Annotated in this window: 15 protein-coding genes; 5 read left to right on the top strand and 10 right to left on the bottom strand. The window is 42.6% G+C overall.

From position 1 onward, the window contains the following. The 4 genes from PI95_RS32125 to PI95_RS32110 all read right to left on the bottom strand — a co-directional run. Positions 1–715 (bottom strand): PAS domain S-box protein (locus tag PI95_RS32125; protein ID WP_163519386.1); only part of this gene is annotated, 715 nt, incomplete at its 3' end. Positions 716–1,466: 751 nt separating this feature from the next. Next, positions 1,467–1,910 carry a Rossmann-fold NAD(P)-binding domain-containing protein gene (locus PI95_RS32120; RefSeq protein ID WP_052325723.1) on the bottom strand — a complete coding sequence of 148 codons (444 nt, stop codon included), beginning with the start codon at positions 1,908–1,910 and terminating at the stop codon, positions 1,467–1,469. 132 nt (positions 1,911–2,042) lie between these two features. Continuing rightward, complete coding sequence (gene hetI / locus PI95_RS32115; protein ID WP_039752411.1) at positions 2,043–2,750, bottom strand: 4'-phosphopantetheinyl transferase HetI; 708 nt, start codon at positions 2,748–2,750, stop codon at positions 2,043–2,045. Between the two features lie 147 nt (positions 2,751–2,897). Next, positions 2,898–4,010, bottom strand: coding sequence for a YheT family hydrolase (locus PI95_RS32110; RefSeq protein ID WP_039752410.1), 1,113 nt, complete (start codon positions 4,008–4,010; stop codon positions 2,898–2,900). Between the two features lie 135 nt (positions 4,011–4,145). On the opposite strand from PI95_RS32110, the gene rpaA reads away from it, so the two are divergent. Beyond that, positions 4,146–4,889, top strand: a complete 744-nt coding sequence (gene rpaA / locus PI95_RS32105) for a two component system response regulator RpaA (protein WP_039752409.1) — start codon at positions 4,146–4,148, stop codon at positions 4,887–4,889. Between the two features lie 104 nt (positions 4,890–4,993). Here the strand turns inward: rpaA and PI95_RS32100 are convergent, their stop codons facing one another. Further along, positions 4,994–5,722 (bottom strand): choice-of-anchor K domain-containing protein, encoded by a 729-nt coding sequence (locus tag PI95_RS32100; protein ID WP_039752408.1) that lies wholly within the window; start codon positions 5,720–5,722, stop codon positions 4,994–4,996. A 401-nt stretch (positions 5,723–6,123) separates the two neighbouring features. Between PI95_RS32100 and PI95_RS32095 the strand changes: the two genes are divergently transcribed. Beyond that, positions 6,124–6,465, top strand: coding sequence for a hypothetical protein (locus PI95_RS32095; protein WP_236117285.1), 342 nt, complete (start codon positions 6,124–6,126; stop codon positions 6,463–6,465). On the opposite strand, the gene chlP is transcribed toward PI95_RS32095, so the two are convergent. After that, on the bottom strand, positions 6,436–7,692 hold the full coding sequence (chlP, locus tag PI95_RS32090; protein WP_052325722.1) for a geranylgeranyl reductase: 1,257 nt from the start codon (positions 7,690–7,692) through the stop codon (positions 6,436–6,438). The genes PI95_RS32095 and chlP overlap by 30 nt on opposite strands. 97 nt (positions 7,693–7,789) lie before the next feature. On the opposite strand from chlP, the gene PI95_RS32085 reads away from it, so the two are divergent. Further along, entirely contained in the window at positions 7,790–8,116 is a 327-nt protein-coding gene (locus PI95_RS32085) for a hypothetical protein (protein ID WP_163519385.1), read from the top strand. Between the two features lie 733 nt (positions 8,117–8,849). Here PI95_RS32085 and PI95_RS32080 read toward each other — a convergent pair. From PI95_RS32080 to PI95_RS32070, 3 genes are all read right to left on the bottom strand, one after another. After that, on the bottom strand, positions 8,850–9,383 hold the full coding sequence (locus PI95_RS32080; protein ID WP_039752406.1) for a pentapeptide repeat-containing protein: 534 nt from the start codon (positions 9,381–9,383) through the stop codon (positions 8,850–8,852). Positions 9,384–9,466: 83 nt separating this feature from the next. Continuing rightward, positions 9,467–10,036: a DUF981 family protein gene (locus PI95_RS32075; protein ID WP_163519384.1), complete on the bottom strand. Its 570-nt coding sequence runs from the start codon at positions 10,034–10,036 to the stop codon at positions 9,467–9,469. A gap of 231 nt (positions 10,037–10,267) precedes the next feature. Beyond that, positions 10,268–10,648, bottom strand: a complete 381-nt coding sequence (locus tag PI95_RS32070; RefSeq protein WP_039752404.1) for a hypothetical protein — start codon at positions 10,646–10,648, stop codon at positions 10,268–10,270. A 287-nt stretch (positions 10,649–10,935) separates the two neighbouring features. Here PI95_RS32070 and PI95_RS32065 point away from each other — a divergent pair, with 287 nt between their 5' ends. Together PI95_RS32065 and hisC are read left to right on the top strand one after the other, a co-directional pair. After that, positions 10,936–11,703 carry an SDR family NAD(P)-dependent oxidoreductase gene (locus PI95_RS32065; RefSeq protein WP_236117284.1) on the top strand — a complete coding sequence of 256 codons (768 nt, stop codon included), beginning with the start codon at positions 10,936–10,938 and terminating at the stop codon, positions 11,701–11,703. Positions 11,704–11,768: 65 nt separating this feature from the next. Further along, the gene (gene hisC, locus PI95_RS32060; protein WP_039752403.1) at positions 11,769–12,821 is read left to right on the top strand and encodes a histidinol-phosphate transaminase; all 1,053 of its coding nucleotides are present in this window, start codon (positions 11,769–11,771) and stop codon (positions 12,819–12,821) included. A gap of 175 nt (positions 12,822–12,996) precedes the next feature. Here the strand turns inward: hisC and PI95_RS32055 are convergent. Then, positions 12,997–13,477 (bottom strand): CHAT domain-containing protein (locus tag PI95_RS32055; RefSeq protein WP_163519383.1); only part of this gene is annotated, 481 nt, incomplete at its 5' end.

Genomic DNA, 13,477 nt, shown 5'->3' with positions numbered 1-13,477 from the left:
TTAGCACTGCTGCAATCAACTCACGGGTATCGGCTTCGTCATCTACAAACAATACGCGTAAGCCATCCAGCCCATTGGGTTTTTCCATAGGTGCGCTTAAGGCAGGTATCTGCTGACTTGCTGCTAATTGCTTGTACTTAGTAATATCATGTACACATATTTGTAATATATCCAATCCTCTAGAAGTTTCTCGCCCAGCCTTCATCAAAAGTATTGCATCAAAAGCTTGACCGTCACGGGGACAGATAGAGATTTCACTTTCTTGCACAGACTTTACATTTAACGACTGCTTTAGTTTGGTAAGAAAGAATAGACGCTCTTCTTTAGATACAAAATTTATTAATGATCTGCCAATTAATAAACTGGGCAACACATTTAACAATGCAGCAGCAGCATAGTTTATTTTGAGAACTATTCCTTGAGCATCTGTAACTAAATACGCATTAGGTGCAAATTTGAACAAATCATGATAAATCTTACATTCTGCTATTATCGTTTCATTTTGTTGCAGCAGTTCTTCTTGAATGTCTTTCATTACTTCTAAACTAGTCTGCATTTCTTCTTGGAATGCTTCTAGATTCTCTACAGAATCAGTAAGAGCCTCCAACGCAGCGATTGCCTGTTGCTGTCTTGGCGACTCCATTATATAGCTTCGCAGTGTTTGTATCTGCTGCTGAGTTTTTTGAAAATTAGAAATTAACTCTTTTTGGTTCACAACTGACTCACTTTTCTAGTACTTCAGATATATTCAACTTACAAAACATCTTTAATTGTCGATCGCGTTTATCTTTTATTGCTATTTAAAACTTCAAATTTGAGAATGAAAACTACTGCTACATTCGGGGCATCTCCAAATAATATTGCTGCTTTGATAGTTAGCCATTTTGCTGAAAACTTTGTTGGTTATACATTTTAATAAGAATTATACCGAATTTTCAGTTGAGTAGTTACTTAATAATCATTAAAAGTAACTTCTCGTACCTTATGTATAATTTCTTGCTATACAGCTTTCAGCATTATCTCAGTTTTTGGTCGATTGCTGTTCACGCTTTTTCCCCTAATTATCCAGCCTACTTTGCAATCTAACTTACGCAACTAACCTTTTTTGAATTCAAAATTCACGCATTCAAAATTCACGCATCAAGAAATACATATCAAAAAATTTTTAATTAATTCTGGATACTTGCGCTCCCCTGAATTTTATGAGCGTGGTCAACACTCTTCACGAAGAGTGCAAGCTCGCACTATTTGGTTCTTTTTTTATTTTGAATTTTGCGGAAAGTCACAAGCGGAGGTTTCCTGCGTACACAACACATCCAAGGGCGAATTTTTAATTGCAGCGTAAAGCCTTCTCTTCATTGAAAAAGAAGCTTTTAATATCACTGATAAGCAAGAAACTACTTGCAAACAATATGCTACTCATTTAGCGAAAGTTGCAAATAGAGGCTTTGGTTAAATCTAGCTTCTTAAAAGACCGTTTTATAGGAACCATGCTCAATGTCTTCAAGCATAGTAGTCTTTACAAATGGTTTCCAGCCAAGCTCTTTTTCAGCTTTTGAACACGAAATTTGGTTGTTGAGTGAAAAGAAAGTAGCTACCGCTATTCCCCAAGCTTGAATGGCTTCTTCTTTTGACATAGAGCCAACTTTACATCCAAGCATTCGTGCAACTGCCTCGGTTATAGCTTTGCTGGTAATTCCTGACTCAGAAACAGCATGATAAATAGAACCCGCTTTTCCATTTTGCAAAGCTTGGATATAAAGTTCTGCTGCATCATCGACATGAATAACTGAGTATTTGAAGTTTCCCGGTTCAATGTACCGAGCGACACCTGTTTGATTGGCATCCTTAATGAGGAAGGGAATAAACTGGCTTCCACCACGTCCATAGATGAAAATTGGTAGACGCAACGCAACGCTACGGATATTTTGCTGTCAGGTCATTAAGTTACCAATAATCCTGGCGTTTAAAATGTCGGTAGGAGTAGGTTGAGGCAATTAGTCTTGCAGGTCGCTACAGGTGATTCAATACAAATGTCTAATTCAATATTGCCAACATTGCAAATGCAAGTTTTGCCCAGCAACAGCAACAGCAGCAAGATAATTATTAGCAGGTATTAGTTCTGTTAAACTCCATTCTTCAGATTGTAAACTGGCTGGCTGTGTTGGTGTGAGCAAAATCTCTACTTGTTCTAATTGAGATAATCCGGCGCCAGTTGCTTTTAAATAAGCTTCTTTGCAAGTCCAGTAACGAAAAAAGACTTGTTGCTGTTGGTTGGGAGGAAGCGATCGCACTACCTCATATTCTCTTTCTGTAAAAAACCGTTTTGCTAGAGCTTCAGCATCAGTATTTTCACGTATACATTCTAAATCTACACCAATCGGTCGCCTACAAACTCCATACAACGCCAACCCCTGCGAATGAGACAAGTTAAACGACAGCCCACTAGTAGCAAATTTATCAGCTAAAATCGGTTTGCCACGAGCTTCATAATCAAATCGCAGCGTTTGCGGCTCAACACCCAAATAGCGACCTAGTATAGTTCGCAGCATACCACGACCAGCGATGAAATGCTGCCGATGCTGTTCAAAATAAAACCGCTCCGCTCGACAAAGTTCATCACTGGATAAAGTTTCTGCCAATTCTTGCAATTGCGATCGCGACAGCGAGAGCTCAACTCGCCACACATGAACATCATCCGCCGACAAACTTAAATCTGTCGGTGCTTCTAGCCATTGGTCAAAAGTCACTTGTCAAGAGTTGGTTGTTAGTTGTTAGTGGATAGTTGTTAGTTGGAGCGTGGAATTTGGATAGTTGTTAGTTGGAGCGTGGAATTTGGATAGTTGTCCTCCTTGCCCTCCTTGTCCTCCTCATCTCCCTCATCTCCCTCATCTCCCTCATCTCCTCATCCCCCCCATCTCCTTGTCCCCCCCTCTCCTTGTCCCCCCCTCTCCCCCTCTCCCACTCCTCTGTTCCAGCCATTCTAAAATCCGATTCCAAGCCCACCAGGGGTCGGGGTCTTTTGCTTGCCGCTGTCCTTCTTTGCTGCTCAAATAGCCTATATGACCGCCGTGAGCAGTAAGTAACAAATCTATCATCGGATTTTCTTCACAAGCGGCTTCTAATTCTGGGACGATCGCTGGGTGAAAAAATGGGTCATCCTGGGCGTATATAATCAAAGTTGGTTTTTCCAGTTTTGGCAGCAGTTGTAAAGCGCTGCTTGCTTTGTAATAAGCTTCAACGGTGGGAAAACCCAATCGCGGAATTACCAGTTCTTCATCAAAACCCCAAATGGTGTTAGCGCGTTTAATCGCTGCGGGGTCTAGGGTTCCCGGATGCAGATCGTGGATTCGCCATGCGAGGAGTTTCAAGTTACGGGCGATACCAGCTTCAAAATATTTACCAAAGGGTTGTCTAACTAAATAAGTAAGCGATCGCAAAGAATCCAAACTCGGACAAATTACCGCACCACCGCCAATCTCACTTTCTGTTATCCCTAAATTGTTATTTCCTCTCGTCAATTCTACAGCGGCTTTGAGCGCCCATAACGCCAGTTGTCCTCCTAAAGAATATCCTGTAAACCAAAACTTTCCAGGGCATCCCATAGCCTTAGCAGCTGCCGCTATGCGAACAAAATCTTCCCCCTCATACAAACCATCGCTGGTCAAAGTCGGCGATAATTCTGCGGTTTTGCCGTGTGCCCGCCAATCAAACAACACTACAGCGTATCCTTGAGCGTATGCTTTGCGTCCCAGCACTCTCAAAATCCATTCTTTTTCTAACTCGCCTGTAATGCCGTAAGTACCGACAATCGTGCTATGAGCGTTTTTTGGTATGGCAACCAAGCCATAAATTGGTACACCTTGCCCACCTGTAAATATTTTTTCTTCATAAGGTGGCTCAGGATGTTGAGTAGTATCCCAATAACGTTTGCCCCACAAAGCGGCATATATAGTCATTTGGACACCGTTTCGCAAAAATCGAGGCGGATTGTAGGCAGCGTAACACATAATATATAGATTTTAATGTACTTTAGTCTTAATGTTTATTTTAGATTTAAAATCTTTTTTATAATCATTAAAGCAATCTTTGTATCTCCCAAAGATTCTTAATTATCCTTAACTAGTAGTAGTAAATTTTTACGAATGCCGAGGATTCTTGTCATAGACGATGACCCAGCGATTTCCGAACTTGTAGCCGTCAACTTGGAAATGGCTGGCTACGATGTCAGCCAAGCTGAAGACGGCATCAAAGGTCAGGCGCTGGCTCTCCAGCTGCAACCAGACTTAATCATGCTCGATCTGATGTTGCCCAGAGTAGATGGATTTACCGTTTGCCAACGCCTGCGACGGGACGATCGCACCTCTGAAATTCCCGTGTTGATGTTGACGGCTTTAAGCCAGACTCAAGATAAAGTAGAAGGCTTCAATGCCGGCGCGGATGACTACCTCACCAAGCCGTTTGAAGTTGAAGAAATGCTGGCGCGAGTACGAGCATTATTGCGCCGTACTGACCGCATCCCCCAAGCTGCCAAGCACAGCGAAATTCTCAATTATGGATCGTTGACCCTCGTTCCGGAAAGATTTGAGGCGATATGGTTCCATGACACTGTGAAACTGACTCACTTGGAATTTGAGTTACTTCACTGTTTATTGCAACGTCACGGACAGACAGTTTCTCCTAGCGAAATCCTTCGGGAAGTCTGGGGCTACGATCCAGATGATGACATTGAAACGATTCGAGTGCATATCCGCCATCTGAGAACCAAGCTAGAACCAGACCCCCGCCATCCGCGCTACATCAAGACCGTATATGGTGCGGGATACTGCCTTGAGTTACCCAGTGTTCCTCCATCCGCTGAGAGTGCTTCCACTTCACTAGTCGAGTAAAATACCTCTCAGTTAAGTCAGTTTAAGACACAAATTGGCACTCTTTGAGTGAAAAAATTCAGAGAGTGCCAATCTTGCTTTGTGTATTTAATTTTCCCAAAAATTTAGCCATTCGCGGATTTCCGGCGGGAAATCAGGTAGATGCTTAAGAGGGACAAACCAGCAACAGTCCCAGGTTCGGGAATCGTTTTTGAATCTGGTGGAACCTCAGTGATTTTAGCAAAAATAGCTGCTGTGGTTCCTTTTCCTTCAAGGACTCGAAACTCGCTGACATCAGTAGTGCTTCCCTTTTCTCTGAAGCCAGTTAGCTCCAGTGTATATTTCTTGTCAGCAAAGGTAAAATTGCGATTGCCAAAGTTTTTACCCACATAAACAAAATCTGCGTTATCCGCAGGATTTGGTGAATCGTTGGGTGTATTTTTTAGATGAAAGTCGAAGTTAAAAACTTCACTAACATTAACGCGATCGCCGAATGATACATGGAGATTTAAAGGTACAAAATCAACGCTTGTATTTGGGGTGACAGATCCATTAAAGTAGGTTAAATCACCTATCTTAAATAAAGATCCCATTTCACTAGAAAATGAATCTCCACTAAAGGTAAGTTGATTTTGACCCGTGCCAAAGTCATCAGGATCTCCCCAGCTAAATGAATTAGTTCCCACACCCGAATAGATGGGATTAGTATTCATACCCCCTGGAGTAGGTTTTCCCCACACACCACTCGATTCACCTGAAAAAGTTAGAGCTTGAGCTTGACTGGAGAAACCAAGCGCTGTTAAAGCAGTAACAGCAACAGACAAACTAGTAACAAAAACTGAACTTAGTTTCATAGTTAGGCTACAACTCCTATCCAGGAGTTCGTCTCAAGTAGGCGACCCGTCCACAGTAGTAAATATACCGAACAGATGCCAACCTATTCTTATCATTTTCATGAACTCTTTATATTCAATTCGTAATTTCTTCTCAAAGCAGTTTATTTTCTAAACAGCTTTTGATACTCTTGGCTGGAAATTTTCAGTAGTTTGATGCGTGTATTAGTCTAAATTGATTTGTAGATGCACAAGTAGACTGGTCTGATGAAGAACTACTGAAAATATTAATCCGTAGACTGCTCAGTTTTTCACAAAATAATCACTTCATACAAGTATCTTGCTTGTTAGCAAGCATACTCATATAGTCTCTACGTATTTAACCCTGTGTTTTTATTATAACAAAAAATTGGGGATTTCTAGTGGCGATTACTTATCCCTCAGAGAAAAATACACATCGAATAGGGGCTTTCTTGGCAGGGGGGCAGGGGGGACAAGGGGGACAGGGGGGACAAGGGAGACAAGGGAGACAAGGGAGACAAGGGGGACAGGGGGGACAAGGGGGACAGGGGGGACAAGGGAGACAAGGGGACTTTCTTGACAGGGGGCTTTCTTGCTTTCTTGAGTTTGTCTCCTCGTCTCCCTTGTCTCCCCCCCTCTCCCTTGTCTCCCCCTCTCCCTTGTCTCCCCCCTCTTCCTTGTCTCCCCCCTCTCCCTTGTCTCCCCCTCTCCCCTTAAGGCGCGAGGGCGTTACCGCGAAGTAGACTAGCAATAGTCTTTGCGGTAATTTTCAGTTGAACGATCGGGTTTGCCGGAACAACCGTTTTATACAGATAGCTATCAAAAGTTAGGCGCTGCACGTCCATGTCACCGCACATTTCTACAAATGCTTCGCGGGTAGCATCGGAACGATAAAAGACATTTTGCAGGATGTCCAACACTTTGTAGGTGAGTCCGTATTTTTTATCCCAACGCTTCAAGTAAATCTTAAGGTCTGCTTCCGTGGGAATACGAACACCGCCGTTAGACATTTCTACAATCGTTTCCGCACACATCCGCCCGGATTTAGCGGCAAAGTAAATGCCTTCACCAGAGGACTTGGTAACGTAACCAGCAGCATCACCTATTAAAGCGATGCGACCGACAACGCGACGGGGACGGGGATGTTCGGGAATCGGGTGTGCTTCGACTTTGATAATTTCACCGCCGGCGAGTTTTCGGGCAGCGCGAGCGCGGATACCAGCTTGTAACTGTTTGATGCTGGCTTTGTGAACCTGCATTGTGCCGGTACCGACAGCTACGTGGTCGTATTTGGGGAAAACCCAGGCGTAAAAATCGGTAGAAACGTCATCGCCAACGTACATTTCGGCGAGGTCGTTGTAATATGCCATTTTGTCTTGAGGTAGACGAATGCGCTCTTGGAAAGCGATCGCATAATTATAATCCCCGGCATCCATCTCTTTGGCAATGCGGGAATTTGCTCCATCTGCACCAATAATTAAATCGACTTTCAGGGTTTTGGCAATACCCTGTGCGCCGCTTTCGGTATGGTCAACGTAATGGATAGTATACGGGTCTGTATTGTTTGTGGGAAAATCGAGTTTATGAACAGTGGCATTAATTAAATTTGCGCCGAGTTTTGCCGCGCGATCGCGCAAGAAGCCATCCAGCACTTCCCGCCGGCACATTCCTATATATTCATCTTCATTTACCAGATTGATATCAACCTCACGGTTGGAGGGCGAAATCATCTTCATTTTCCGCACTCGGCGATCGATAATCTCCGGAGGCAAATCAAACTCACTCACCATGCACAGGGGAATTGCACCGCCGCAAGGCTTGGCATTGTCTAGCTTGCGCTCAAATAGGTAAGTTTCAATTCCAGCTTTCGCCAAAGTTTCGGCGGCACAAGAACCAGCTGGACCTGACCCAACAACAGCAACCCGTAGTGTCAAAGGTCTTCTCCCAATCTTGACATTTACCGAAAGCATACTACCACGTACTTTTGGCTCTTTTGTCTCTTTGGCTGACGCAAAAGCGTGAAATGCAACATTCCTTAATTTTTCGCTACAAAAGCCAAAGTTGGGAATGGGGAATGGGGAATGGGGCAGGGGGCAGGGGGCTTTCTTGCAGGGAGACAAGGGAGACAAGGGAGACAAGGGAGACAATTACCAATTACCAATGCCCAATTACCAATGCCCAATGCCCCATGCCCAATTCCCAATGCCCCATGCCCCATGCCCAATTACCAATGCCCCATGCCCCATGCCCAATTACCAATTCCTCATTTTCTGCTTTTGGCACTTTCTCAGTAGTATCACGGTTATTCCCGCGCCAGCGAATATTATTCCGGCATTTGGAGGTTCCGGTACAGCTACGGATGCTCTTTGGTTATTTTTAGTTGCCTCAGTTTGACTTACAGTCTCTGGTTGCTTGTCCGGCGCTTTGTTTTGGTGTTTGTTGTGTCCATGATGACCACCACCGAAAAGCATCATAATAGCTAAGATTACTTTTGTTACGGCTTCCACAGTATTTCTCCTTAAAAGTCAAAATTATTACACCGATTCAATATAGCTAACGGTCAAAATTTTGACAAGTGTTTGAAGCAAATATGTAAGCCCTTCACATACGCTTTGGATCGGATTAAAATTATTTACCACGATAGGACTTACGCAAATAGTCGTTAAAACCTTGAATTTACATAGGGGCAATTCATGAAGGGTTCCCCACAAGATTTTAGTTTTGCGCTCATTCCTATATCAATAACCTCGTAAAGATGAGATAAAGACTGAAGTCCTGACTGGAAAAATATTTTATTATGGGCTATTACAGCAGTTTTTACATAAATAGACTACAGTAGAGACGTTCCGCGCATAGGCATCTCTACTGTGGTCTATACATCTGAAAATGGACATGATATAAGGTCTGTACGGGGGTGTGGGATTTCTACTAATAATTTTTAACCGAACCGTATTGGCTTTCAAACGCAAAGTAGAGACGTTCCGTCAAAACGTCTCGCTCGATAAATTAGGAATTTTATATTAATATTCAGCAAGGCGGAAATAGCTGTATATCAACGTGACAATTCCCACTTGATAAGAATGCATATTTACCTGAACGCCACGGTAATACTACTGAATATCAAACATCACTTTTGATTTTCATCCAAGATAGTTCCTTCCAGATTTGCTCCTTCCAAGTTTGCCCCATTCAAGTTTGCTTGGTTCAAATCGGCTTGACTCAAATTTGCTTGACTCAAATCTGCAACAGCTAAATCAGCTCCTGTCAAATCAGCTTGATCGAGATTTGCCGCGCTCAGATTTGCCTCGCTCAAATCTGCATCGCTTAAATTTGCCTCAATCATCTTGGCTACAGTCAATTCAGATTGACTAAGGTTAGCGCTGTTAAAAATTGCTCCCTCTAAAATTGCACCATCCAAAATTGCTCCACTCAAGTTAGCTTCACTTAAATCGGCATTCGTTAAATTTGCCCCATTCAAGTCTGCTTGAGTTAAACTGCAAGAGCGCAAATTAGCCTGACTCAAATTCGCACCATCAAGTATGGCTCTATCTAAAATTGCCCCACTAAGATCCACTCCTTGCAAAGAAGCTTCACTCAGATTTACTTCTGTAAAATCTCTTTCACCTGCGGCATATTTTGCCAGAAGTTGTTCGGCTTTCATCGGGTTTTCTCCGTAAGGCTTCTGCTAGATCAATTAAGCCACAAATTAATCAGAAACACCCCTACCCTGCGATAGTTATTCAATTAACGCATTGGTGTAGGAACCCATTTCTGGAAACCTTCTAGATGAATCCAATAAGCGTTATAGCCAATAAATCCCCAAATCAAACCGGCTAATATCAGCACAGCTACACCAATTAATCGCCAAGTTCGATTTTTCCAATAGAGTGTTGGCGCGGCACAGATGCCGCCCAACCCTGTTAAAATAAAGCCGATGCCTGATATCAGTGGTTGTTTTGTTAGCCCCAAGCTGATAATGCGTGAACCGATGACGATCGCCACTAAACCAACGAAAAAAGCATAAATCGCTATTGTCAGTAACTCCCATCCTTGAGAAAGTGCGATCGCCGTCGCCATGAACAACGCACCAAATAAAACGGTAGTTTCCCCAAAAGCAATATTAAAGCTACTAATTATGGGCCAAGTCAAGATCATGTGCAAACCAGTCACAAGAGCGATCGCACCCACAATCCCAAAACCGGGAATCCACTGCTTTTGACGAGGGTTATCTATCCCCTCATACAGATAGTAAGCCAGTAAAAACAACCCGGCTACCATGTTGATCAGCATTAGCGTGATGTAATCGATAAACACAATTCACCTCTTGCTCTGGTTCCGGGTTGCTCAAATAGAAGCGAACAAACTCTAACTAACTCAAAGCGCGATATCGCTTCTTAAATTTATTTTCAACTCATCTAAAAATGCTTCACTAACCCGTCTTTTTAATACTTTAGTGAATTCATTATTTACCGCATCTATCCAATGGCATATCTTTAACTATACCATTGGTATGGTTTTTAATTGTAACTACTTAAAATTTTTTTGTTAGACACTTACTTTATTACCTTTGTTTCCCCATCCGGATCTAACTTTTTTATGATAAACACCCCACTCTTGAATACCCCGTTGCTGAAGAATCGCTTTCGCATCGTCTATTTCATCTTTGACATTTTCTAATACAAGTAAAAAATTACCTTGAAACAATTGAGATTTATAAAATTTGGCTCTTTCTTCAGGGATACCCCTTTTTGCTAAAGCACTACTGATGCTGTCTTCTTCACCCATTGCGCTTTTAATCCAGGCATTAGTCAACAGGGATACTTTCTCTAAAGAAAAACCTGCGTTTTTCAGTTCACCAAGGGCAGCTTCGACATCTTGACGAATTGAGAATATACCCACAGCGTATTTGCATGTTGTGAAAACCATTTTTACTTATACTCCTTTTAACCAGATTTAACTTAAGCTATATTGACATATTTTTTCATCAGTCATAAGTATAGCTTTAATGCATTGATATTTAATATTGATTCTTAAATTAACTGTTACTTAACATTACGATTTTCTTTCTTTATTTAAGTCAGGAAAATCTCACAAATTAAGTAATTTATGAAAAATATGTCAACGTATCGTGATAATGTCAAAAAAAGTGCAAAATTTCGCATTCTTCATAGTCACAAGATTTCCAGCTTTTAGTTTTAAAAAGGTAATGGGGAATGGGGAAGGAGGTATTTATGGCAGGTAAATTAGATAATAAAGTAGCAATTATCACCGGAGCTTCATCAGGGATTGGTGAAGCAACAGCGATCGCACTCTTCGCAGAAAAGGCAAAAGTGGCGATCGCCGCAAGGCGTGGAGAACTCTTAGATAAATTGGCACAACGCATTGAAGCTAGTGGTGGCGAGGCTTTGCCAATTGTTGCCGATTTGACTGACGAAACTCAAGCGATAAATTTGGTGCAAAAGGTACATGCTCACTATGGTCGCGTAGATATACTGATAAATAATGCAGGCTTGGCATTAGCTGGTGATATTGATGGTGCGGATACCTTAGATTGGCGACGGATGATAGACATTAACCTTTTGGGAGTGCTTTATGTGACTCATGCTACTCTACCAATATTTAAAGCGCAAAAAGCGGGGCATATCGTTAACATCTCCTCAGTGGCGGGTAGAACAGCGCGGGCGGGCATCGGTGTTTATAATTTGACAAAATGGGGTATCAACGGTTTTTCCGAAGCGTTGCGGCAAGAAGTATACAAAGACAATATCCGCGTTACCATCGTTGAACCTGGGATGGTAGACACAGAAATAGACACTCATATAACTGATGCGATCGCTAAACAGCGTACCATAGAAAGACGCAACTCTATCGCACCATTACAAAGCGAAGACGTTGCTGCGGCGATCGTTTACGCAGTCACCCAACCGCAGCGTGTTAACGTCAACGAAATCCTCATTCGACCAACTGAACAAGGATGGTAAGGGATGCATGTTTTCCCCTTTCCCCTTTCCCCTTTTCCCTTTCCCCTACTTCTGTAAGAAGTCTAATGAACGAATACTTCCGTGCGAATATTGATGCAATGGCTGGCTATGTTCCTGGTGAACAGCCTCAACCTAATAGCCAAATCATCAAACTCAACAGCAACGAAAACCCTTATCCTCCCTCACCGGCAGTGTTGGAGGTGCTGCGTAACTTTGATGCGGAATGGTTGCGACGCTATCCAAATCCTTTCGCACAGGAGTTTAGATGCGCAGTAAGTGAAGCTTTGAAAGTTCCTGCTGATTGGATTATTGTCGGAAATGGCAGTGATGAAGTGTTAAACTTGGTGATTCGCGCTTGTGCAGAACCAGGACGCAAAGTAGTTTATCCTACGCCTACTTACGTATTATATAGTACGCTGACGCAGATGCAATCAGCGGAAATTGTCGAAATTCCCTACACTGAAGACTACCGCTTACCTTTGGCAGAATTGATTGGCGCTAATGGTTCTGTAACATTTATTGCTTCACCTAACAGTCCTTCCGGACATATGGTTTCAACTGATGAACTGCGGAAATTAGCAAGTAATTTATCTGGGGTTTTGGTGATTGATGAAGCTTATGTAGATTTTGCTGAGGAAAATGCACTCTCTTTGGTTGCAGAATTTGAGAATGTCATCGCTATTCGCACACTTTCTAAGGGATACTCGCTAGCAGGATTGCGGTTGGGGTTTGCGATCGCAAATCCGCAGTTGCTGAGTGGATTGTATAAAGTGAAGGATAGCTATAATATTGATGCGATCGCCTGTACAATTGGGGCAGCGGCAATGAGCGATCAAGCTTATAAAAATGCTTGTGCAGAAAAAGTTAAGCGATCGCGCACAAAGTTAGCAGCAGACTTGAAACAGTTAAATTTTCAGGTATGGGATTCTCAAGCTAACTTTTTGCTGGTACAGCCGAAAGAAAAAAATGCGGAATATCTTTATCAAAGCTTGAAATCAAGGGGAATTTTGGTACGTTATTTCCCCCAGCCGGGAGTGAATGATAAATTACGGATTACAGTTGGTACAGATGAGCAAAATCAAGTATTGGTGGAGACGTTGAGTAAGCTAATGGAGTAGGCGATCGTACTAACTTGTACCATATCGCCGTCACCCTAGAAGGGTGCGGCTAACCGAACCAAGTCCGCCTACGCGGACTATGAAAAATTAAGAATTTCAGCCCACGAAGGTGGGCTTTGTTTGTTTAGCCCCAGGCTTCTAGCCTGAGGGCGTTTAGTTCTCCAAAAAATGCACCTCAACGCCACTCACCTTGTAAAGTGAAAGCAGACCAATAATAAGGGTTTTGCAAACTTGAATTTTCCCATAACTTCAGTTGTGCAGCACGCAAAGCAACTGTAGGCGACTTGCCCTGCTTCAACATTTCTGTGTAAAATTCTTGCATCAATTCTGCCGTCCCCGCATCATCAACTTGCCAAAGAGACACAGCAACACGTTCTGCACCAGCATACATTAATCCTCTTGTCAAGCCTACTAATCCTTCACCATTGACATCTTTACCTAAACCGGTTTCACAAGCACTAAGTACGATTAAATCGGCAGCAAAATTAAGATTAAAAATATCACCTAGTCGTAAATAACCTTTATTAGCGGGTTTACCTTGTTTGTCTACAAGAGATAAAACGATTCCTGATAATTCTGGGTTATTCGGGTCAGCAAAGCCGTGGGTAGCAAAATGTAAAAAGCGATATTGAGAAAGTTGGGGATTTGTTACCCAG

Source organism: Hassallia byssoidea VB512170, assembly GCF_000817785.2.
In the GTDB taxonomy this organism is placed as follows: Bacteria; Cyanobacteriota; Cyanobacteriia; order Cyanobacteriales; family Nostocaceae; genus Hassallia; species Hassallia carrinoi.
Note: the sequence above shows the minus strand (reverse complement) of the source record. Positions and strands in the feature narration are given on the sequence as shown.

Excerpts from the sequence above, each read along its gene's own strand:
- PI95_RS32110 (WP_039752410.1), bottom strand. The coding sequence starts at position 4,010 with ATGTGTTACGCTGCCTACAATCCGCCTCGATTTTTGCGAAACGGTGTC.
- rpaA (WP_039752409.1), top strand. The coding sequence starts at position 4,146 with ATGCCGAGGATTCTTGTCATAGACGATGACCCAGCGATTTCCGAACTT.
- PI95_RS32100 (WP_039752408.1), bottom strand. The coding sequence starts at position 5,722 with ATGAAACTAAGTTCAGTTTTTGTTACTAGTTTGTCTGTTGCTGTTACT.
- chlP (WP_052325722.1), bottom strand. The coding sequence starts at position 7,692 with ATGCTTTCGGTAAATGTCAAGATTGGGAGAAGACCTTTGACACTACGG.
- PI95_RS32085 (WP_163519385.1), top strand. The coding sequence starts at position 7,790 with ATGGGGAATGGGGAATGGGGCAGGGGGCAGGGGGCTTTCTTGCAGGGA.
- PI95_RS32080 (WP_039752406.1), bottom strand. The coding sequence starts at position 9,383 with ATGAAAGCCGAACAACTTCTGGCAAAATATGCCGCAGGTGAAAGAGAT.
- PI95_RS32070 (WP_039752404.1), bottom strand. The coding sequence starts at position 10,648 with ATGGTTTTCACAACATGCAAATACGCTGTGGGTATATTCTCAATTCGT.
- PI95_RS32065 (WP_236117284.1), top strand. The coding sequence starts at position 10,936 with ATGGGGAAGGAGGTATTTATGGCAGGTAAATTAGATAATAAAGTAGCA.
- hisC (WP_039752403.1), top strand. The coding sequence starts at position 11,769 with ATGAACGAATACTTCCGTGCGAATATTGATGCAATGGCTGGCTATGTT.